General features: G+C 34.0%; 20 protein-coding genes and 1 tRNA gene. 14 read left to right on the top strand and 7 right to left on the bottom strand.

Annotated elements, in window-relative coordinates; genetic code table 11:
- Nucleotides 1–5: 5 nt before the first annotated feature.
- Genes ccsA through IPN31_07885 form a run of 3 tightly spaced genes read left to right on the top strand, consistent with a single transcriptional unit; the run spans nucleotide 6 to nucleotide 2,424 of the window.
- Nucleotides 6–695: a cytochrome c biogenesis protein CcsA gene (gene ccsA, locus IPN31_07895; GenBank protein ID MBK8681810.1), complete on the top strand. Its 690-nt coding sequence runs from the start codon at nucleotides 6–8 to the stop codon at nucleotides 693–695.
- A 2-nt stretch (nucleotides 696–697) separates the two neighbouring features.
- Nucleotides 698–1,003 (top strand): hypothetical protein, encoded by a 306-nt coding sequence (locus tag IPN31_07890; protein MBK8681809.1) that lies wholly within the window; start codon nucleotides 698–700, stop codon nucleotides 1,001–1,003.
- Between the two features lie 11 nt (nucleotides 1,004–1,014).
- On the top strand, nucleotides 1,015–2,424 hold the full coding sequence (locus tag IPN31_07885) for a Glu/Leu/Phe/Val dehydrogenase (GenBank protein MBK8681808.1): 1,410 nt from the start codon (nucleotides 1,015–1,017) through the stop codon (nucleotides 2,422–2,424).
- A gap of 49 nt (nucleotides 2,425–2,473) precedes the next feature.
- On the opposite strand, the gene IPN31_07880 is transcribed toward IPN31_07885, so the two are convergent.
- The gene (locus IPN31_07880) at nucleotides 2,474–3,343 is read right to left on the bottom strand and encodes an EamA/RhaT family transporter (GenBank protein ID MBK8681807.1); all 870 of its coding nucleotides are present in this window, start codon (nucleotides 3,341–3,343) and stop codon (nucleotides 2,474–2,476) included.
- The gene (gene ribD / locus IPN31_07875) at nucleotides 3,340–4,368 is read right to left on the bottom strand and encodes a bifunctional diaminohydroxyphosphoribosylaminopyrimidine deaminase/5-amino-6-(5-phosphoribosylamino)uracil reductase RibD (protein ID MBK8681806.1); all 1,029 of its coding nucleotides are present in this window, start codon (nucleotides 4,366–4,368) and stop codon (nucleotides 3,340–3,342) included. The genes IPN31_07880 and ribD overlap by 4 nt, the downstream gene beginning before the upstream one ends.
- Before the next feature lie 44 nt (nucleotides 4,369–4,412).
- On the opposite strand from ribD, the gene prmC reads away from it, so the two are divergent.
- Nucleotides 4,413–5,246, top strand: coding sequence for a peptide chain release factor N(5)-glutamine methyltransferase (gene prmC / locus IPN31_07870; GenBank protein ID MBK8681805.1), 834 nt, complete (start codon nucleotides 4,413–4,415; stop codon nucleotides 5,244–5,246).
- A 361-nt stretch (nucleotides 5,247–5,607) separates the two neighbouring features.
- Here prmC and IPN31_07865 read toward each other — a convergent pair.
- A tRNA-Asp gene (locus IPN31_07865) sits at nucleotides 5,608–5,681 on the bottom strand.
- Nucleotides 5,682–5,799: 118 nt separating this feature from the next.
- Between IPN31_07865 and IPN31_07860 the strand changes: the two genes are divergently transcribed.
- From IPN31_07860 to IPN31_07850, 3 genes are read left to right on the top strand one after another with little or no spacing between them, the layout of a single operon-like run.
- Complete coding sequence (locus IPN31_07860) at nucleotides 5,800–6,771, top strand: acetyl-CoA carboxylase carboxyltransferase subunit alpha (GenBank protein ID MBK8681804.1); 972 nt, start codon at nucleotides 5,800–5,802, stop codon at nucleotides 6,769–6,771.
- Nucleotides 6,772–6,781: 10 nt separating this feature from the next.
- Complete coding sequence (locus tag IPN31_07855; protein ID MBK8681803.1) at nucleotides 6,782–7,309, top strand: hypothetical protein; 528 nt, start codon at nucleotides 6,782–6,784, stop codon at nucleotides 7,307–7,309.
- A 26-nt stretch (nucleotides 7,310–7,335) separates the two neighbouring features.
- On the top strand, nucleotides 7,336–8,217 hold the full coding sequence (locus IPN31_07850; GenBank protein MBK8681802.1) for a 4-hydroxy-tetrahydrodipicolinate synthase: 882 nt from the start codon (nucleotides 7,336–7,338) through the stop codon (nucleotides 8,215–8,217).
- On the opposite strand, the gene IPN31_07845 is transcribed toward IPN31_07850, so the two are convergent.
- Nucleotides 8,214–8,411 (bottom strand): histone H1, encoded by a 198-nt coding sequence (locus tag IPN31_07845; GenBank protein ID MBK8681801.1) that lies wholly within the window; start codon nucleotides 8,409–8,411, stop codon nucleotides 8,214–8,216. The genes IPN31_07850 and IPN31_07845 overlap by 4 nt on opposite strands.
- Nucleotides 8,412–8,472: 61 nt before the next feature.
- Nucleotides 8,473–9,714 carry an aminotransferase class I/II-fold pyridoxal phosphate-dependent enzyme gene (locus tag IPN31_07840; protein MBK8681800.1) on the bottom strand — a complete coding sequence of 414 codons (1,242 nt, stop codon included), beginning with the start codon at nucleotides 9,712–9,714 and terminating at the stop codon, nucleotides 8,473–8,475.
- Nucleotides 9,715–9,729: 15 nt separating this feature from the next.
- Here IPN31_07840 and bamD point away from each other — a divergent pair, with 15 nt between their 5' ends.
- The 5 genes from bamD to recN are packed head-to-tail and all read left to right on the top strand — an operon-like array spanning nucleotide 9,730 to nucleotide 14,841.
- Complete coding sequence (bamD, locus tag IPN31_07835; protein ID MBK8681799.1) at nucleotides 9,730–10,683, top strand: outer membrane protein assembly factor BamD; 954 nt, start codon at nucleotides 9,730–9,732, stop codon at nucleotides 10,681–10,683.
- A gap of 4 nt (nucleotides 10,684–10,687) precedes the next feature.
- A complete protein-coding gene (locus IPN31_07830) occupies nucleotides 10,688–11,014 on the top strand; it encodes a DNA-directed RNA polymerase subunit omega (GenBank protein ID MBK8681798.1) in 327 nt (108 codons plus the stop codon).
- Nucleotides 11,014–12,231: a bifunctional phosphopantothenoylcysteine decarboxylase/phosphopantothenate--cysteine ligase CoaBC gene (coaBC, locus tag IPN31_07825; protein ID MBK8681797.1), complete on the top strand. Its 1,218-nt coding sequence runs from the start codon at nucleotides 11,014–11,016 to the stop codon at nucleotides 12,229–12,231. Before IPN31_07830 ends, coaBC begins: the two co-directional genes overlap by 1 nt.
- Entirely contained in the window at nucleotides 12,224–13,123 is a 900-nt protein-coding gene (locus tag IPN31_07820; GenBank protein MBK8681796.1) for a DUF4835 family protein, read from the top strand. The genes coaBC and IPN31_07820 overlap by 8 nt, the downstream gene beginning before the upstream one ends.
- 56 nt (nucleotides 13,124–13,179) lie before the next feature.
- Nucleotides 13,180–14,841 (top strand): DNA repair protein RecN, encoded by a 1,662-nt coding sequence (gene recN / locus IPN31_07815; GenBank protein MBK8681795.1) that lies wholly within the window; start codon nucleotides 13,180–13,182, stop codon nucleotides 14,839–14,841.
- Nucleotides 14,842–15,085: 244 nt separating this feature from the next.
- Here the strand turns inward: recN and IPN31_07810 are convergent, their stop codons facing one another.
- Together IPN31_07810 and IPN31_07805 are read right to left on the bottom strand one after the other, a co-directional pair.
- Nucleotides 15,086–17,533 carry a carboxypeptidase-like regulatory domain-containing protein gene (locus IPN31_07810; GenBank protein MBK8681794.1) on the bottom strand — a complete coding sequence of 816 codons (2,448 nt, stop codon included), beginning with the start codon at nucleotides 17,531–17,533 and terminating at the stop codon, nucleotides 15,086–15,088.
- A 26-nt stretch (nucleotides 17,534–17,559) separates the two neighbouring features.
- The gene (locus IPN31_07805) at nucleotides 17,560–18,222 is read right to left on the bottom strand and encodes a ribulose-phosphate 3-epimerase (GenBank protein ID MBK8681793.1); all 663 of its coding nucleotides are present in this window, start codon (nucleotides 18,220–18,222) and stop codon (nucleotides 17,560–17,562) included.
- 335 nt (nucleotides 18,223–18,557) lie between these two features.
- Here IPN31_07805 and IPN31_07800 point away from each other — a divergent pair, with 335 nt between their 5' ends.
- Both IPN31_07800 and IPN31_07795 read left to right on the top strand, forming a co-directional pair.
- Nucleotides 18,558–20,384, top strand: coding sequence for a S9 family peptidase (locus IPN31_07800; GenBank protein MBK8681792.1), 1,827 nt, complete (start codon nucleotides 18,558–18,560; stop codon nucleotides 20,382–20,384).
- On the top strand, nucleotides 20,381–21,277 hold the full coding sequence (locus IPN31_07795) for a TraB/GumN family protein (protein MBK8681791.1): 897 nt from the start codon (nucleotides 20,381–20,383) through the stop codon (nucleotides 21,275–21,277). The genes IPN31_07800 and IPN31_07795 overlap by 4 nt, the downstream gene beginning before the upstream one ends.
- Nucleotide 21,278: the final 1 nt, after the last annotated feature.

The following is a 21,278-nucleotide window of genomic DNA, read 5'->3' as shown; positions in this document are numbered from 1 at the left end:
AAATTATGCTAAAGCAGCTACATAAATCATGGTGGAAATACGCTACAGTGCTGCTTCTTCTCTATACTTTTATCGGTGGATTAATGATTGATGTTCCCGCTCGATATGTACTTCATGAAACAATCAGAAATTTATTTTTTCATGTGCCTGTATGGTTTACGATGATATTGTTATTATTAGTATCCTTAGTTTATAGTATTAAATATTTACGTACCTCAAAACTTGTTTATGACATCGTCGCACAAAGCTGCGCAAAGGTGGCTGTAGTATTTGGAATATTAGGATTTATAACCGGCATGTTATGGGGAAGTAATACCTGGGGCGATTTATTTTCATGGATTTATGCCGATACAAAAATATTGGGTGCATTTATCGGAATATTAATTTATGCCGCATATTTTATTTTGCGTGGCAGTGTAGATGATCAAGAAAAGCGAGCAAAAGTTTCTGCTGTTTACAGCATTTTTGCTTATGTACTTTTAATTGTTTTCATTTTTGTAATTCCAAGACTCACCGATAGTTTACATCCGGGTAATGGAGGCAATCCGGCCTTTAGCATGTACGATTTAGATAATACAATGCGCTTTATCTTTTATCCGGCCATTCTTTCTTATTTCGGTTTGGGATTATGGATTTCTTCTCTGCATGTACGCATACGTATTTTGCATTATAAAATCAACAAAATTGCTGTTTGATCATGAAAAAAATATTTGTATTTGTAAGTATCCTCCTTGCCTCTTTTTGTATTCCATTTAGTTCCTATACCTTTGCCCAATCAAGTGAAGCAACTTACTCCTTAACAAGCACAGGTAGCGATTCAACAACAATTTCAACTTATGAGATTAATAGTCCGGAAATGGCAACCGGCCTCAGAAGTTCAGGTTTAATCTGGGTAGTTGTAGGAGTGATATTGATAATTTTATTCGGATTAATTTTTTATTTGAATACGATTGACAGAAAATTAAAAAAATTAGAACAAGAAATAATAAATAACAAACATTAAACAAAAATAAAATGAGCAACATCAGTTTCTTTGAAAGCGTTGTCAAAAATTTTGAGAAAGCTGCAGACATTACAGGCCATCCTCGGGGATTACTCGATCAGATAAGAGCTTGCAACAGTGTATATCACATGAAATTTCCGATTAAAATAGAAGGAGAATACAGAGTAATTGAAGCATGGCGAGTACAGCATAGTCATCACCGCACACCTACAAAAGGTGGAGTTCGTTATGATAGTATGGTGAATGAAGATGAAGTAATGGCGCTTGCAAGTTTAATGACTTATAAATGTGCAATTGTAGATGTCCCATTTGGTGGTGCAAAAGGTGGAATTAAAATCAATCCGAAAGATTATACTGTAGATCAATTAGAAAGAATTACACGTCGTTATGCAGCAGAACTTGTGAAGAAAAATATGTTAGGTCCGGGACAAGATGTACCTGCACCAGATTATGGAACCGGCGAAAGAGAAATGAGTTGGATTGTAGATACCTACATGGCATTAAATCCTGATTCAGTAGATGGATACGGATGTGTTACCGGAAAACCAGTTACACAACAAGGTATTAATGGTCGTCGTGAAGCAACCGGTTTAGGTGTATTCTACGGAACTCGTGAAGCATGTTCTTTTGAAGAGGATATGAAAAAATTTGGTTTGACTAAAGGCATCAAAGGCAAATCAGTTATTATCCAGGGATTTGGAAATGTAGGTTATTATGCTGCGAAATTTTTTCAGGAAGGTGGAGCAAAAATTATCGGTATCGGTGAAATGGAAGGTGCTATATACAATATAAATGGACTAGAAATAGATAGCGTATTTACACATCGCAAAACTTCAGGTTCAATTTTAAATTATCCTGATGCAAAAAACTTTACGCATACAAATGATATTTTAGAACAGCCTTGTGATATCCTTGTTCCTGCCGCATTAGAAAATGTTATTACAGAAGAGAACGCTTCTAGAATTCAAGCAAAAATTGTTGCGGAAGCTGCTAACGGACCTATCTCTGCAGAAGCAGATGAAATTTTAGATAGTATGGGAATCATGGTTATACCTGATATGTATTTAAATGCAGGTGGTGTTACGGTTTCCTATTTCGAGTGGCTGAAGAATTTATCGCATGTGCGCTTCGGTAGATTGAGTAAACGTTTTGATCAGGCAACAAATTTAAATTTGATTGAAACATTTGAAAAAATTACAGGAGCATCTCTTTCAGATGCAGATAAACATACATTATCTCGTGGTGCAGATGAAATTGATTTAGTGCGTTCCGGTCTGGAAGAAACAATGATTAATTCATATATTGAAATACGCAACGAATTAAAGAAAAATGATAAAGTGAAAAACCTGCGTACAGCAGCATTTGTGGTGGCAATTAATAAAATTGCTTCTGACTATACTGCGATGGGTATTTTCCCTTGATATAGTTTCATTACAAATAAAAAAGCTCATGTGTCTACATGGGCTTTTTTTATGCAATAGCCATAAGTATAATGGATGTAATTGCAATGGCTAATCCCATAATATTTCTTTTGGAATATTGCTCTTTAAAAATTATAATGGCTGCAATAAAAGAAAAAATTACCACGGTTAAATTATTTAAAGGAAAGAAAACAGAACTCTGCAAACCGGAATAACTTAAGCCCATAATTAAAAAATACATACTTCCATAATTAGGAATACCTAAGGCAATCCCTCCAAGTATAATTTTATAATTGAGCGCATGTTTGCGTTTTAAAATATTTACAATCAATACTATCCAACCAATAATTGCCGCCATACCAAATACAACTATCAGAAACAAAGTGTATTCATTTTGTGGTACTGCAATTTTTTGTGCATAGTTTGCAATTGTATCAACCATACCACTGCTGATTAATACAACTATAGGCAAAATAATATACATACTTATGCCCGACTTTTGAGATATTTCTTCTTTATGTCGCAAAAGAAAAATTGCAATTATGCCAAACAGTATTCCCAATATTTTAAATGAGTTTAATGTGTCACCATATAAATATAATGCAGCTATTACAGGTATTATTAATGATAGCTTATTTGCCACAGAAGTAACAGTAACTCCTGCATATCGTACAGATAAGGCCATGAGATAAAATCCGACAATAAATAATGCACCAAGTAAACATGCAAGTGGAAACCAATTTTTTTGAAGTATTGCGGAAACAAAAAATGTATTGTTTAAAGCGATGAATCCGCAAAGAATACAAACAGAATAATTAATTACAATTACGGGAAGTGCGGGAATATTTCTTATTGCAATAAACTTGAAAATAAGAAGTATGCATGTAGAACTCAAAATACTTAAAAGCAGATAGATCATACATTATAATAGCTTACCAAATTGTTGTCTAATATTTTCTCCTTTAAACTTGGCAATTCTGGTCGGATGGGTGCAGCAATTCCACTATATAAAATGTGTGGTGTTTCAAATATTTTAATTGCATCCCATGCGCCGCTATTTATAAAATCATTCAAAGTAATTGCACCACCTTCCACTAATAAGCTATTAATATTTTGTGTGTATAAATATTGTAACACTTGTTGAATAGTATTTTTGCCAATACACTTAATAAATTCTGTATTTGCCTTTTTCCCTTCTACTAACGGATTAAATATTAATGTGGGAATAGAGTTATCCAATACATGCAAATTTTTAGGAACAAATCCTTTGTTATCTAAAACTATACGCAGCGGTGATTTTCCAGTCCACAAACGGACGTTCAGCAAAGGATTATCTTTCACCGCAGTGCGACCACCAACTAATATTGCCATGTGCTCCGCCCGCATTTTATGTACTAATACATCACTGAATTTATTGCTGAGTTTTATTTGTTCATGATTCATTTTTGCAATAAAACCATCACTGCTTTGCGCCCATTTTAAAGTGATATACGGTCTTTGTTTTGTTTGAAAAATAAAGAAGTGTGCATTCGACTTTTTATTCTCTGCATCAGAAATTCCTGTGATGACTTTTATGCCTGAATCTTTTAATTTTTTTATTCCTCTTCCTGCAACAAGTGGATTGGGATCTACTGAAGCAATCACTACTTTTTTAAATTTCTTTTCAATAACAAGATCAGCACAAGGTGGAGTTTTTCCATGATGAGAACAAGGCTCAAAATTTACAATTAGGGTCGCTTCACTAAAATCATCAAACCCTGCTGCAATTGCATTTTGAATTGCATCCACTTCTGCATGTGGACCACCAAATTGTTTGTGAAATCCTTCTGCGATAATTTTATCCTCATACAAAATCATACACCCAACCATTGGATTAGGCGCAACATTCCCTGCACCTAATTCGGCAAGCATTAAACATCGCTGCATAATTGCTGAATAATCCATTACGCCAAAGCTACTACTTGATTTACAACTTGTAATTTTAAACGATGAAATTATCTCAATATCAAAAAACATTGACTATACAACTTTCTGCACTGTATGATGAACGTGAAGCGAGTAATATTTCAAAATATTTTATAGAAGAAAAATTTGGAAAACAATTTTTGCGTGATGATAAAGAATTAACAGAAACAGAAATTGCAACATTTGATATTCTAAAAAACAGATTGCTAAAAGCGGAACCGATTCAATATATATTAGAAGAAGCATGGTTTTATAATCTGCCATTTATTGTTACTCCCACTGTATTAATCCCACGACCGGAAACTGAAGAATTAGTGCATCTCGCAATTGAATTAATTCAAAATAAGCTAAGAAAAATTTTAGATATAGGAACAGGTTCAGGATGTATTGCAATCAGTATAAAAAAACAATGTCCGCAATGCGAAATGCATGCACTAGATATTTCAGAAGACGCCATCACAATTGCAAAACAAAATGCAGAGAAAATGGAAACAGCAATTTCATTTCATACAAGCAGTATTGAAAATTTTTATAAAGAGAGCAATTCTAATTTTGATATTATCATTAGCAATCCACCTTATATTCTACCTGCTGAAAAAAAATCTATGCACAACAATGTGTTGCAATACGAACCACATGTTGCTTTATTTACTCCTGAAAATGATGCGCTATATTTCTATAGAGTTATTGCAGAAAAAGCGAAACAACTATTACAATCATCAGGATTATTATTATTTGAAATACATGAAGATCAATCTGATGCTATTAAAGATTTGTTAATCACATTTGGATTTTCAGATGTTGAAATACTAAAAGATTTTCAAAACAAGGCACGCATAGCTAAAGCAAAAAAATAAATTGTGGCATCACTTGTGCAATTATGCTATCTAAACATCTTATAACTAATTAAACAAAAAATTATGAAACGCTTAGTACACAATGCCGGTGCTATCGCAAGGATGCAGCCGGCAACACAAGTAAAAGAATCATGTCCGAATGGAATGCCACTGCAGGTATATATCAATACCACACCTGCCAAATAAAATGGCATTCATTTAACCAAAATTGAGAATATCAGATAAGAAAAATTTTTAGGAAAATCAATCTTGACTTCGAATGGATATTAAATGGAGAAGGACAAATTCACATTACACTTTTTATTAAAATTAAAAAGTTTACAAATAAAAAAAAACCTCCGATAACGGAGGTTTTTTTTTGCGGAGCGGACGGGACTCGAACCCGCGACCCCGTGCGTGACAGGCACGTATTCTAACCAACTGAACTACCACTCCCTGCTTAAAAAGCGTTGCAAATATAAGGCCTTTTTGCAAACGTTTATAACCGAGATTTAAAAATTTCTTACACGCCCATTTTGTTGTGTAATGCGTAAGTTTGTGAAAACATTATTAAATGGTATTTCTTGATTTTGAACAACCTATTGCTGATTTATACGAGGAATTAGAAAAGTTGCGTGCGGTTGGTGCTAAATCCAAAACGGATATCTCTCAACCGGAAAAAGCACTTGTTGATAAAATCAATAAGTTGAAAAAGGATATTTACACCAATTTAAATGGCTGGCAGAAAGTACAATTATCCAGACATCCGGAACGTCCTTATACTATGTTTTATATCGAAACAATGTGTGATTCGTTTACAGAATTACATGGTGATAGAAATGTAGGAGATGATAAAGCAATTGTTGGTGGTTTTGGAATTATTGGCGGTATGTCGGTGATGATGATAGGACATCAAAAAGGTGTGAATACAAAAATGCGTCAGTATCGCAATTTCGGTATGGCTAATCCGGAAGGTTATAGAAAAGCACTGCGATTGATGAAGCTTGCTGAAAAATTTGATAAACCAATTGTAACTTTTATTGATACGCCGGGAGCTTTCCCCGGATTGGAAGCCGAAGAACGTGGGCAAGCAGAAGCAATAGCTCGCAATATTTATGAAATGACTTTGATGAAAGTGCCAGTGATTTGCCTAATCATTGGAGAAGGGGCTTCCGGTGGTGCATTGGGAATTGGTGTGGGAGATAAAGTTTTAATGTTAGAGAATACATGGTATAGTGTAATATCTCCTGAAAGTTGTTCTTCAATTCTTTGGAGAAGCTGGAATTATAAAGAAGCGGCTGCAGAAAATTTAAAGCTTACCGCAGAAGATAATTTTCAAAATAAACTTATTGACGGCATTATAAAAGAACCTTTGGGTGGTGCACATTCTGATCCCGAGGGAATGGCTACAATTTTAAAAAAGCAAATCATTTCCACTATCAAAGAACTCAATAAAATTTCTCCGGAAGATCGCATTCAGCAACGCATTGATAAATTCTCTGCAATGGGAATGTATGATGAAGTGAAAACAAATGAAATGGTTTGATTGAGCAGCTATGTTTACTCCAATTAAAAACAAAGTATTTCAACGATTATTCCAATCAAAAAAATATGCCCAAAACCGTCATCGCAAAACACTGCAATGGAAAGAGATAAAATCCATTGGGTTTTTACTAGATGGATCTGATCCAATTCAATTGCGCTTATTACTGAATAAATTATACGGTTATAAAAGTGAAGGCAAAAAAATTGAAATGATTGGCTATGTAAAAAAGCTACCTCCATTTGAAGAAGAAAATATAAAATGGATTACTAAAAAAGATTTGAGCTGGGCAGGGATTCCGAAGATGAATGCGATAAAAGATTTTATTGAAAAAGATTTTGATATCCTAATAAATACAAGTCTGGATAGTATCAGACCATTAGAATTTATTTCTGCTTTTTCAAATTCTAAATTGCGTATAGGAGTTTTCTCTGAGAACAAAACTTATTGCTATGATTTTATGATGCATATAGATTCCCATACGGATACGTTTAATTATTTAGATCAGGTGGAACATTATTTAAAACTTTTAAATCATTAATAATGCATTCTTATTCAAAAGATAGTATTTCAAAATTTACAGGAACAGGTGTTGCATTAGTTACTCCATTTAAAACTGATGGCTCCATTGATTGGCAAGGACTTGAAGCACTTATTCATCATGTCATAATGGGGAAAGTGGAATTTGTAGTGAGTATGGGTACAACTGGAGAAGCTGCAACACTTTCCGAAGCAGAGCGATTTTCAATTATTGATTTTACAGTTAAAACTGTGAATGGAAAAATTCCTGTAGTAGCCGGTTTTGGTGGTAACAATACACAAGCATTAAAAGAATCAATCGGCAGATATCATTTCAAAGGTGTGGATGCAATTTTATCTGCATCACCCTATTATAATAAACCAACACAAGAAGGAATATACCATCATTACATGGCAATCGATTCAATAAGTCCTTTGCCAATTATTTTATATAATGTACCCGGGAGAACAAGTTCAAATATAGAAGCGAATACAACACTACGGATAGCAAAAGATGCCAAACATGTAATTGCTATAAAAGAAGCGTCAGGAAATTTTGTGCAATGTATGCGAATTATTCAAGGTGCAGATCCAGATTTTTTAGTAGTATCTGGTGATGATATTTTCACTATGCCGATGATTGCTTTTGGTATGCGTGGAGTTATAAGTGTAGTTGCTAATTACGCAGCAAATGATTTTTCTGAAATGGTACGTTGTGGAATTAAAGGTGATTTTATAACAGCACAATCACTGCATTATAAATTACTCGACTTCATGGAATTAATTTTTAAAGAAGGCAATCCCGGAGGTATAAAATCTGCATTAAAGCATGGTGGTATTTGCGGTGATAGTTTGCGTTTACCCTTATGGAAAGTGAGTGATGAATTAGATAATAAAATTCAACTTGCAGTTGCAGAAATAAATAATTAAACCTTGACTTTCATTTTTGTATTGTTGCGTGTAGCTAATATTTCTTTTCGTAAATCAGCAGCTAATTCACGCATTTCCTGTAAATTTTTTCTAAGTCGAATACCTGCAGATTTATTTCCTTTGTGAACAAATTTTTCCATATCTGTTTCCAGAATAGTAACAATAGATTTTAACTGAGCAAATTTCTCCTCCATAAAATTTTCAATAAGTAGTGAATAATTGAATTAATTTCTTTACCGTGGCAGGGTATTAAAATTAAACCGCAGTTTCCAGATTTTTCACATAAAAACCTGATTCTAATTTACTACGAATTTCGGTAAAGGCATCCAATGTTTTCCGGATATCTTCTTCAGTGTGTACCGCTGTGGGAATAATACGCAACAATAACATACCCTTTGGAATAACAGGATAGGTAACTGCGGAACAAAATATACTATAATTTTCACGTAGATCCTTTACCAACTTAATTGTTTCGGGAATAGATACTTGCAAGAAAACCGGCGTTACCGGTGAATCGGTATTACCCAAATTAAATCCACGTTCACGGAAACCGGCCTGAATCATATTCACATTCTTCCAAAGTTTTTCTTTTAATTCCGGTCTGGTTTTCAGTAACTCAAGTCTTTTCAAATTTCCAATTACCAAAGGCATAGGTAAAGATTTAGCAAAAATCTGCGACCGGATATTATAGCGCAAATTCCAGATAATATCTTTATCACCAGAAATAAATGCACCTATACTTGCCATTGATTTAGCAAAAGTGGAAAAATACAAATCTATGCCATCTTGACAACCTTGCTCCTCTCCACAACCAGCACCTGTTTTACCCATAGTACCAAATCCATGAGCATCATCCACTAACAATCGGAATTCATATTTTGATTTCAATTCAACGATCTCTTTCAATTTTCCCTGATCACCGCTCATTCCAAACACACCTTCTGTAATCACTAATATTCCGCCCGGAGTATCTTTTACTAATTCCGTAGCTCTGGTTAATTGCACTTCAAGATTATCTATTTCATTGTGTTTATAAACAAATCGCTTTCCCTGATGCAATCGCACTCCATCTATTATGCATGCATGACATTCGCTGTCATACACAATCACATCATGTCTACCACAAAGGCTATCTATTGCGGACATAATTCCCTGATATCCATAATTCAAAAGGAAAGTATCTTCCTTACTTACAAATTTGGAAAGTTCTTTTTCCAATCTCTCATGATGATCACTGTTGCCACTCATCATTCTTGCTCCCATTGGAAGTGCAAGTCCAAATTCAGCAGAAGCTTCTGCATCCACCTTTCTCACTTCAGGATGATTGGCGAGACCCAAATAATTATTTAAACTCCAAACGATATGTTCTTTCCCATTAAAATGCATGTGATTGCTGATTTCTCCAACTAATTTTGGAAACATTAAATATCCATGAGCTTGCTCACTCCATTTTCCAAGAGGGCCTAAGTCTTTGCGTAGCTTTTCAAAAATATCCATAAGAAATATTTGATTTTGTTCGGCAAAGATAGTTTAGATAATATTCAGGTAAAAATTTCAACTGAAAATACCATATACAACAGCATTCAATTGCCTGTTGTTGCTTATTTAATTAACTTTGCACCTCTTATGTCAATCAGGATTATTTCCATTATAGCATTCTCATTTATATTATTGGTTTTCAGCTCGTGTAGTAATTACGATAAATTACTAAAGAGTGATGATTTTGGCAATAAGGATGAAATGGCAAAGAAATATTATAATGAAGGAAATTATGCAAAGGCATTGCCACTTCTTGATCAATTATTAACTGTAAATCTTGGAACCACTAAAGAAGAAGAAATCAGATATTATATCGCATATTGCTATTATGGTCAAAGTCAATTTTTGGTTTCGTCTGCATTATTTAAAAATTTCTTTAAAACATTTCCAAAATCTTACCGTGCAGAAGAATGTTTATATATGAACGCTTATAGTTTATACAAGGCATCTCCTCGTTATGAGTTAGATCAAACAACTACCTATTCAGCATTAGATGAATTTCAATATTTCACAGATTCTTATAAGAAGAGTGAACGTGTGCTTGAAGCAAATGATTTGATGGATGAATTACGGGCAAAGCTGGAATTAAAGATGTATAAATCCGGAGAGTTATATTATAAAACAGAAAATTATCTTGCGGCGGCTACCACATACCAAAATCTACTTAGGGATTTTCCTGAAACAGATAAAGCTGAAGAAATTTCAATGCAGATAATTCGTTGCTATTTTAATTATGCGGGTTTAAGTATTGTTTGTAAAAAGCCAGAGCGATATGATATGGCAATGCTGGCATATAAAAACTTTATTGACCGTTTTCCCGAAAGCGATCTTCTCATTTTGGCCAAAGGATTATATGACCGAAGTGTTTCTCTTAAACAAAAATCAGAACAAGAAAAAATAAACTACAATTGCGATGAACAATCTTAAAAAAATGAATCAAAGTGTATCCACATCTGCTGAAGTTCAAAACTTGCAGCACATTGAAAATCAAACTGGCAATGTATATAAATCTATATATATAATTTCCAAAAGAGCCCTTCAATTAAAAGGAACAATTCTAACAGAACTGCAGTCAAAACTTGATGAATTTTCAACACATCAGGATAATTTGGAAGAGGTATTTGAAAATCGTGAGCAGATAGAAATATCCAAATATTACGAAAAATTACCGAAGCCAACCATTTTAGCGTTGAATGAATTTATTGAAGGAGATACCTATTTCCGTGATGCAGAAGTGGAAACAAATACAGGTGAATAATGACCTTGCAAGGCAAACGCATCCTGTTAGGTGTGTGTGGTGGAATAGCTGCATATAAAAGTGTTTACCTGCTCAGAAGTTTAATTAAAAAAGGTGCCGATGTAAAAGTAATAATGACTCCGGGTGCAAACGCATTTGTTGGTCCCCTTACTTTTTCAGCCTTATCAAAACATCCCGTAGGAATTGAATTTTTTAATCCGCAAACAGGAGCCTGGTTTAATCATGTTGAGTTAGGTTTATGGGCTGAGCTGATGATAATTGCACCTGCCACTGCTAATACTATTGCAAAGATGAATACAGGTATTTGCGATAATTTATTATTAGCCACTTATCTCTCTGCAAAATGTCCGGTTATGATTGCCCCTGCCATGGATTTAGATATGTGGCTGCATCTCACAACTCAAACAAATATTAAATCACTTGCTGCACAAAATATTTCTATTGTGGAACCGGGAACCGGTGAGCTTGCAAGTGGCCTGCATGGTAAAGGCAGAATGGCAGAACCTGAAATTATTTTGCAATCTATTCACCACTTTTTTATTAGACAAGACCTTCCCTCCTTTATAGGAAAAAAGATTGTGATAACTGCCGGACCTACTTATGAAAAGATTGATCCGGTGCGTTTTATCGGCAATCATTCCAGTGGTAAAATGGGATTTGCATTAGCAGAAATTTTACATGCTTGTGGTGCAGATGTTACTATGGTACATGGCCCTGTTAATTTACCTGAGCTGCCATCTCCAATTAAAACTATTGCTGTGGAATCTGCTGCCGAAATGTTCGAAGAAACGGCTAAAGAATTCGATAGCTGTAATATTTTTATTTCCGCTGCTGCAGTAGCTGATTTTACCCCAAAAAATATTTCAACTATTAAAATAAAAAAATCAGCAGATACCAAAGAAATAAGTATTCAACTTGAAAAAACAATTGATATACTCGCAACATTAAGTGCCTGCAAAAAGAAAAATCAATTGATTGTCGGTTTTGCATTAGAAACAAATGATGCTATTGCAAATGCACAAAAAAAATTACAACAAAAAAATCTGGATATCATTGTATTGAATATATTATCTGATGCAGGTGCAGGCTTTGGGCATGACACCAATAAGATTACCATATTGGATAAGCATAATAATATTTCTACATTTGAGTTAAAGACAAAAATTGAAGTTGCAAAAGACATCACGAGATATATCAGCAAAACTCTATATGCGTAATTTACTTTTTTTCATTTTTCTAATCTGTTCTGCACAGTTTTCAATTGCACAGGAATTGCGTTGTGGAATTACAATTAATACACAACAGCTTACCACAACAGATGTGAAAGTTTTTAAAACATTAGAAACTGCTATTCGGGAATTTATGAATAATCGTCGCTGGACGGATGATATATTTCTCCCGGAAGAAAAAATTGATTGTGAAATAATTATTACCGTTACCGAAGAACAATCTGCAGGCAGATATAAAGCGCAAGCAAGTATTATTTCCAGAAGACCTGTTTTTGGTACTGATTATAATTCTACAGTTGTAAATACAGTGGACAAAGATTTTGAATTTGCTTATACAGAATATGAACCGTTGGACTTTAATGAAAACACATTTCAATCTAATCTCACTTCCTCACTTGCATTTTATGCTTTTATAATTATAGGAATGGATTACGATACGTTTAGCGACAAGGGTGGCGAAAAATACTTTCAAAAAGCGTTTACTATTGTAACTCAGGCAACATCCCGTGAAGAAAAAGGATGGAAGGCGTATGATGGAACACGCAACAGATATTGGCTGATAAATAATATTTTGGATGTGAAATATGCCGGGTTGCGAGATGTATATTACAGTTATCATAGACAAGCCTTAGATCAAATGAGTGAAAAGCCTGCCGATGCCGTAAAAGTAGTTTTGGGTAATCTTCAAAGTATTGACAATATCAATAAATCGAATCCGAACAGCATGTATGTGCAATTATTTTTTACTGCAAAATCTGATGAGTTAGTAGGAATTTTTTCAAAGGCAATTCCTCAGGATAGAGCAAAGGCAGCAAATTTTCTAATGAAATTAGATCCGGTTAACATTCAAAAATATCAATCTTTGGTTGGCGGAAATTAATTCTGTTTTCTACTTGCGTTGCACCTATTAATTTTACCCCATACAATTATTTTAATTTGCTACGTAAACTCAACATATCCAATTACGCTATTATTGAAAATGCAGAAATTGATTTTTCTGCAGGGTTAAATATTATTACCGGTGAAACTGGCGCAGGTAAATCCATTCTGTTGGGTGCATTAGGTTTATTATTAGGTGCAAGAGCTGATTCAAAAATATTATTTAAAAATTCCGGCAAATGCATAATTGAAGGCTTGTTCTTTTTAAAAGGATATGAGCTTCAACTATTTTTTGAAAATGCAGATATTGATTATGCGGATGAAACTATTATTCGTCGTGAATTAAATGAATCAGGAAAATCACGAGCATTTATTAATGATACACCTGTTACACTTTCTGTGTTGCAACAATTAGCAGATAACCTGATACAAATACATTCGCAACACGAAACTTTAGCATTAGCAGATTCTAAATTTCAATTGATGGTAATTGATAGTCTTGCATCAACAAATAAATTACTTCCTGCATATCAAAAACTATTTAATACCTGGAAATCTTCAGAACAAGTATTGAAAGAAGCAATTGAAAATGCAGCAAAAGCAGAAAAAGATAAAGATTATATAGAATTTCAATTAAAGGAATTAACAACAGCAAAACTTGAAGATATTAATCAAGAGGAATTAGAAAATACTTTGCAACAACTTACGCATGCAGAAGAAATAAAACGTGGAGTTTTTGAAACACTTCAGATATTGCAAGATGCAGAATTTAATGCGATTGATTTAATGCGTGATGCTACAAGTAAATTGCAATCTATCAGAAAATTTGCACCTGATTTAGAGAGTTCTATTCAACGTTTAGAGAGTAATAAATTAGAACTTCAGGATATTGTTTCCGACCTCACACAACAAGCCGATAAAATATCTGCAGATCCAAATACATTGACAACAGTTCAAAGTGTTTTGGATTCACTTTATCATTTGCAAAAGAAACATAATGTTTCCTCTGTAAATGAATTGCTAGAAATTCAACAAAATTTCCAAACGCAATTTTCACAAATCGAAAATGCATCGGATAATATTTCTGCATTGCGCAAACAAGTGTCGCAACAATTAAAGGATGTAGTTGAACATGCAAAATCAATTTCTGATTTACGCAAAAAACAATTTGCACCATTCGAAAAAAATGTAGCTCAACTACTTAAAGAAGTAGGTATGCAATCAGCCATTTTAAAAGTAGATCATCATTTTTCAGCAGAGCAATTAAATAAGACTGGTGGTGATAGTATTCAATTTACTTTTTCTGCAAATCCAGGAAGCGCTTTACAGGATATTAAAAAAGTGGCTTCCGGTGGAGAGTTGTCGAGATTAATGTTAAGCATCAAATCACTTATTGCAAAAAACACTGCATTACCTACATTAATTTTTGATGAAATAGATTCAGGAGTTTCAGGCGATACGGCAATGAAAGTTGGAGTGATTTTAGAAAAACTTTCTGTGAATCATCAGGTGATTGCAATTACACATTTACCACAAATAGCTGCCAAAGGAAAACACCATTTAAAAGTGTTTAAGCAAATAGAAAAAAATAATACAACCACACATCTCCGACTACTTAATAAGGAGGATCGTATTCAAGAAATTGCACTGATGTTAAGTGGAGAAAATCCATCGAAAGCGGCGTTTGAAAATGCGAAAGAATTAATGGGGGTGGATTGAGGAAGGGCGAAGGCAAAAGCGAAGGCGATGGCTAAAATGTAGACCTGTAGAATCGTAGAACTGTAGAATCGTAGAACTGTAGAATTGGGGAATTGGGGAATTTGGAAAAGCGAAAGAAATAAAGAATGGTAAATGCTAAATTGTAAATTATATATGAATGAGTAATCAGTAGTTCGTTTTTTTCAATGTCAATTGTCAACTGTCAATTGTCAACTGTCTGATAACCGATACCCAATACTCCAAACTATATTTTCATTATAATTTTCAAATTCACTCTTCTGTCTGTCAAGTAATTTGGAAATGCATATTGAACATCATTAATATCTTTTACCCAGACATAAGAAATTGTATTAGATACTCCCAACAAATTAAATACTTCAATTCCTGCCCAGAGATTATTTATATGATTCCACATTTTATCTCCTCGCTGACGATTTTTATCTAGCAACAAAACAGAGAATCCAATATCTACACGACGATATGCGGGAATGCGAAATGAATTACGATAGTAAGGATTGTCCGGTGGTCCAAAAGGTAATCCGGAGCCATATAAAAAGTTGAGATGTACTTTAAAATTTTTATTGCCGGGTATATAATCCTGAAAGAACATACCGAAGTTAAAAAATTGATCTGTAGGTCTTGGAATATATCCACGAGCTTCTAATTCACCATTGTCGGTGAAAGTAGAATCACCATCAATATTTTCTCTGGATTGCATTAAGCTAAGTGAAATCCATGAATCGGCATCTTCTACAATTTCACCAAATAATCTAAAATCAACTCCGGCCGAATAACCTGTTGCCATATTTTCACCATAATAACGAATGCGTACATTTTCTAAATCATAAGGATTCAAGTCGTATAAATATTTATAATACAGCTCCGTAATAAATTTAAAATCTCTGTCCCATGCTTTGAAATTATAATCAGCACCAATTAAAATATGTATAGATTTTTGTGATAACACATCTTCATTTATTACACCATCCAGATTGCGCAACTCTCTGTAAAAAGGTGGTTGATGATATAAACCAACTGCCGCTTTAATTACAATATCATAAAAGCTGGTATCTGTTTTATTCCACACCGGTTTCCATGCCATTTGTGCTCTTGGAGAAATTGTCAATTCTTTATTTACATCCCAATACTGCGAGCGCACTCCTGCAGTAAAAAATATATTGGGATTAAATTCCGGTGACCAGGTATCCTGCACAAACGCATTGTAGCGCATGCTTTGTAAATTGATATTTGAACTAAAATACTCTTTCACCAGCACTTGCTCGCCGGTATAGGGTAAAGAGTATCCTGCTGAATCCACCATCTCCCACTCTTTCAATACATCATTCACAAATTCATATTGCACTCTGCCTCCATAACGAATATAATGTGCACCTTTTTCAGCATACGCTTCCAATCCAAGATTAGAAACATTTACATCCAAATAATTGCGGGCAAAATTTTGAAACGTACCAGAACCTAATCCATATTTTATTTCATTGTAATCTTCATCACCCGGATTTGTTTCCACCACTCCCAACCAATAATCGCCGATGATGTCAAAAGTTTCATCTTCTAACGAGCGATAACCCGATAATAATAATTTATATCCTGTAGATTGATTTGGTCTGTATTGATATGAAATACCCCCGAAACCTGTAACATATTTATCTACTTCCTGGCCATCAAAAAATACTTCCAACCGAAGAATATTATTTACAACTCCTGTGGATGTTTCGCTTGACACAGGAATAAAATTGTATTTGTTATAAGAGTAATTGCCGAGTATTTCTAAAGTACTTTTCTCGGTTAAATTAAATCCCAATAATCCCTGCACATCAAAAAACTCGGGGTTGTATTCACCTTGTGTACTCAATGAATTTAAAAGATACTGTGTGGTTTTATATCGGGCACCAAATAAGGAATACATTTTTTTATTCGGACTTCCATTATTGATATAAAAAGATCCACCCAGAAAACTTGCTGTAACACCCGCTTCAAATTCTTTTGGTTTTTTATATTGAATATCTAATACGCTTGAAAGTTTATCGCCGAATCTTGCTTCAAAACCGCCTGCAGAAAATGAAACCGATTGAATTAAATCATAATTGGCAAATGTCAATCCCTCTTGTTGACCGGAACGAATTAATAATGGACGATAAATTTCAAAGTCATTAACATATACTAAGTTCTCATCAAAATTTCCACCTCGCACAGAATATTGCGAACTCAATTCATTATTTGAAGTAACATATTTTTTCAGCAATGCAATTATCGGATCTCCTGTTGGATCAGGAATATATTCTATTTCTTCAATCGGGATTTGCATTATCATTTCATTGCGCCTGTTCTCCGTTATCACCACAGTTTCCAACGACAATTCCGATTTCATGCGCACATTCATCTTATAAGTTTTACCCTCTTCGGCAAATACTTTTTTATAAACTATTTGATATCCCGTAAAAGAAAAAGCCAGCACCACAGTATCACCAGCTTCCACTTCTAATAAATAATATCCTTCATCATTTGAATTAGTACCCACGCCGGACTTACCCAAAATCACCACATTCACATCTGCTTTACGCACCCCATTTGTGTCGGTGATTGTTCCATAAATTGTTGCTGTAGATGTTTGCCCAAACGATAATGCAGAAAACATTATCATCAACATCGCAGTAAAGCTGTTGCGTAACATGTATGAGTAAACGAGGGCTTTAATAATTAATTATTTCTTTGAAGATTTTTCAGTGTTTGAATTGCAGCAATAGGATCTGCTTGTGAGAATACACCACTGCCACTTACTAAAATATCAGCACCAGCATCTAATATTCTTTGCGCATTATCCAACTTCACACCACCATCCACTTCAATCAATACTTCGTTGCTGCAATGCTGAATCATCTGCTTTAATTTTTTTATTTTATTAATTGCTGTTTCAATAAAAGCTTGACCACCAAATCCGGGATTTACACTCATCAAACATACTCCATCAATAAAAGGTAAAATTTCTTCCAGTGCAGAAAGTGATGTTGAAGGATTAATTGCAATACTTGCTTTGGCTCCTGATTTTTTAATTTGCGCAACAGCAGCATGCAAATGAATACATGCTTCTACATGAATAGAAATTCTATCCGCTCCTGCTTTGCGAAAATCATCAATATAATTTTGCGGTTCCACTATCATTAAATGCACATCCAAAGGAATTTTAGAATGGCGTTTCATAGCTTCCACCACAGGCAATCCAAAACTAATATTGGGAACATACACACCATCCATTACATCCACATGCAACCAATCAGCGGCAGATGAATTAATCATTTCCACATCACGTGCTACGTAAGCGAAATCACAGGATAATATAGAAGGAGCTACTAAATGACTCATGTTGCAAAGATAAACTTTGACAGTTGAAAATTGACAATTGACAGTTGACAATGAAAAAATCAAGCTATTGGCTTTTGGCCTTTAGCTATTGGCAAATAACGTTGACTATTGAGTATTGACTATTGAAAAAAAACTCCTCACTGATTACTCATTACTGATCACTTAATACTGATTACTCACTTTTCACAATTCACAATTCACCATTCACTTCTCACAATTCACAATTCACCATTCACTTTTCACTATTAACAACTCTTAATAGTATTTGTAAATGCAATAGTGAAAGCCATGCACAAGAAGTACTACATTTGCTGACTTCAAATTAATAAAGTAGAATGGCAATTCCATTAAGAGATTTTTTTCGCAATCCCGATAAAACAGGTTTTAAAATTTCAAAGGACGGAACTCATATTTCCTGGTTGGCTTCTGTAAATAATCGTTTAAATATTCATATTCAAAATAGAGAAACGGAAGAAATAAAATGTATTACGAATCAAACAGAAAGAGATATCATGTTTTACTTCTGGTTGAATAATTCTAAGCTTGCTTTTTTGCAAGATACCGGTGGAGATGAAAATGAACATTTATATATCACGGATTTAATTTCAGGAGAATCAACAGATGTAACTCCTTTCGAAAATGTAAAGACAAGTATTGTTGATGAATTAATAGATGAGCCGGAATTTGTTTTAATTCAAATGAATAAACGCAATCCTGTTTTTTTTGATGTATATAAATTAAATGCATTAACGGGAGAATTAAAATTGGTGGAAGAGAATCCCGGGAATATTACACAATGGATTACCGATCATACGGGAGCAGTACGTATGGCTATGACAACTGATGGCGTGAATACAAGTTTGCTTTACAGAAAAAATGGTTCTGCAACTTTTGAAAATATTCTTACCACAAATTTTAAAGAAGGAATTATGCCGGTGTTTTTTGATTTTGATAATAAGCAAGTATATGCATTATCAAATCTGAACAGAGATAAAATGGCGGTTGTATTATTTGATCCGGAAACAGCTAAAGAAACTGAAGTATTATTTGAACATGATGCAGTAGATATTTCCGGCATATATTATTCACGCAAACGCAAAGTAATTACTTATGCAAAATTTACTACCTGGAAAACTGAACTGCATTTCTTTGATGACTTTACAAAACAGGTGTATGAAAATATTAGAGCACAAATAAATTACGATGCTGAAATTTATATTACCGCTAGAAATAAAGCAGAAGATATTTTTATTATAAGAACATTATCCGATAAATCGCTTGGCAATTATTATATCTATGATGTTGCAACAGAAAAACTCACACATCTTGCAAATGTAAGTCCGTGGTTAGATCCTAATCAATTGCAATCAATGCAAGCAATAGAATATAGCAGCAGAGATGGATTGAAAATTCACGGATACTTAACATTACCTGCCGATACAAAATTGCCGGTGCCTGTAATTGTAAATCCACATGGTGGTCCCTGGGCAAGAGATGAATGGCACTTTCAACCCGATGTGCAATTTCTTGCTAACCGAGGCTTTGCTGTTTTGCAAATGAATTTTCGTGGGAGTACAGGATATGGAAGAGCATTTTTAGAATCATCTTTTAAACAATGGGGAAAAAAAATGCAGGATGATATTACTGATGGTGTGCATTGGTTAATTGATAAAGGTATTGCAGATAAAAATCGCATTGGAATTTATGGTGGAAGTTATGGTGGTTATGCAACATTAGCAGGTCTGGCTTTCACTCCTGATTTATATGCATGTGGAGTTGATTATGTAGGCGTATCAAATTTATTTACGTTTATGAAAACCATTCCGCCATATTGGGAACCGTATTTAGAAATGATGTATGAAATGGTTGGAAATCCGGAAACAGATAAAACACAATTTGAAAATACTTCACCTGTTTTTCATGCAGATAAAATTAAAGTGCCACTGTTTATTGCACAGGGTGCAAAAGATCCGAGAGTAGTGCAAGCAGAAAGTGATCAGATGGTGGAAGCAATGCGCAATAATGGTGTGGAAGTAAAATATATGGTGAAAGAAAATGAAGGACATGGTTTTGCAAATGAAGAAAATCGCTTTGAATTTTATGAAGCAATGGAGCAATTCTTTACAGAACATTTGTTGAATACAAATAAAAATAACTCGTGATAAATTTAAATAGAATAGTATTTATTAAAATAAGAATAGTTGTAATAAGCTGTGTTGCTTTTCTAATATTTGCAAAGCCGGTTAATGCACAAACAGAAACAAAAACATCCTCATTGCTTTGGGAAATTTCCGGTAATGGACTTACTTCTCCTTCCTATTTATATGGCACTATTCATTTAATTAGCAAAGAAGATTTTTTTGTGCGTAAAGAAGTAGATTCTGTTTTTAAACTTTGCAATCAGGTGGCATTTGAAATTAAGTTGGATGATATGTCTGCATTAATGGGTTTAGAAAAAAAAATGGAATTACCCGAAGGACAAACTATCAGCGGCATGATGGCACCCGATGATTATCAAATATTAAAAACATATCTGATAGATTCTTTTGATATTAATCTTGAAGAATTCGATAATAAAAAACCCTTGGCACTTCAACAACTTCTGCTCACTAATATAATTGATGGTGAAATTGAATCGTATGAATTATATTTTTTAATGCAGAGTATGCAAAACAAAAAGAAAATAAAAGGTTTGGAAACAGTAGATGATCAGTTGGCAATTTTTGATAGCATTCCCTATATCGAACAATTGCAATGGATGGTAGATGGAATAAATGATACAACAAATCTGAATGCACAATGGGATGCGATCATTCAAGCTTATAAATCAGAAGATTTGGAAACTATCAGCACACTAATGAACGAGGGCGATGAAGGCTTGATGAAATACGAAGATGTAATGCTCATCAACCGCAATAAAAAATGGATTCCTGAAATTGAATCCATCATGCAATCAGGTGCTTCATTTATTGCAGTTGGTGCCGGACATTTACCATTCGATACTGGAGTAATACAATTATTAAAAGACAAAGGCTATACATTAAAACCACTTTAAA

It is taken from the genome of Bacteroidota bacterium (assembly GCA_016715425.1).
Taxonomy (GTDB): Bacteria; Bacteroidota; Bacteroidia; order Chitinophagales; family BACL12; genus JADKAC01.
Note: the sequence above shows the minus strand (reverse complement) of the source record. Positions and strands in the feature narration are given on the sequence as shown.

Bases quoted from the DNA above. Each gene is read 5' to 3' on its own strand.
- IPN31_07885 (MBK8681808.1), top strand. From the start codon at position 1,015: ATGAGCAACATCAGTTTCTTTGAAAGCGTTGTCAAAAATTTTGAGAAA.
- IPN31_07800 (MBK8681792.1), top strand. From the start codon at position 18,558: ATGGCAATTCCATTAAGAGATTTTTTTCGCAATCCCGATAAAACAGGT.
- prmC (MBK8681805.1), top strand. From the start codon at position 4,413: ATGAAATTATCTCAATATCAAAAAACATTGACTATACAACTTTCTGCA.
- coaBC (MBK8681797.1), top strand. From the start codon at position 11,014: ATGACCTTGCAAGGCAAACGCATCCTGTTAGGTGTGTGTGGTGGAATA.
- ccsA (MBK8681810.1), top strand. From the start codon at position 6: ATGCTAAAGCAGCTACATAAATCATGGTGGAAATACGCTACAGTGCTG.
- IPN31_07890 (MBK8681809.1), top strand. From the start codon at position 698: ATGAAAAAAATATTTGTATTTGTAAGTATCCTCCTTGCCTCTTTTTGT.
- IPN31_07830 (MBK8681798.1), top strand. From the start codon at position 10,688: ATGAATCAAAGTGTATCCACATCTGCTGAAGTTCAAAACTTGCAGCAC.
- IPN31_07820 (MBK8681796.1), top strand. From the start codon at position 12,224: ATGCGTAATTTACTTTTTTTCATTTTTCTAATCTGTTCTGCACAGTTT.
- IPN31_07855 (MBK8681803.1), top strand. From the start codon at position 6,782: ATGTTTACTCCAATTAAAAACAAAGTATTTCAACGATTATTCCAATCA.
- IPN31_07840 (MBK8681800.1), bottom strand. From the start codon at position 9,714: ATGGATATTTTTGAAAAGCTACGCAAAGACTTAGGCCCTCTTGGAAAA.
- IPN31_07845 (MBK8681801.1), bottom strand. From the start codon at position 8,411: ATGGAGGAGAAATTTGCTCAGTTAAAATCTATTGTTACTATTCTGGAA.
- ribD (MBK8681806.1), bottom strand. From the start codon at position 4,368: ATGGATTATTCAGCAATTATGCAGCGATGTTTAATGCTTGCCGAATTA.
- IPN31_07860 (MBK8681804.1), top strand. From the start codon at position 5,800: ATGGTATTTCTTGATTTTGAACAACCTATTGCTGATTTATACGAGGAA.
- IPN31_07805 (MBK8681793.1), bottom strand. From the start codon at position 18,222: ATGAGTCATTTAGTAGCTCCTTCTATATTATCCTGTGATTTCGCTTAC.
- IPN31_07810 (MBK8681794.1), bottom strand. From the start codon at position 17,533: ATGTTACGCAACAGCTTTACTGCGATGTTGATGATAATGTTTTCTGCA.
- IPN31_07880 (MBK8681807.1), bottom strand. From the start codon at position 3,343: ATGATCTATCTGCTTTTAAGTATTTTGAGTTCTACATGCATACTTCTT.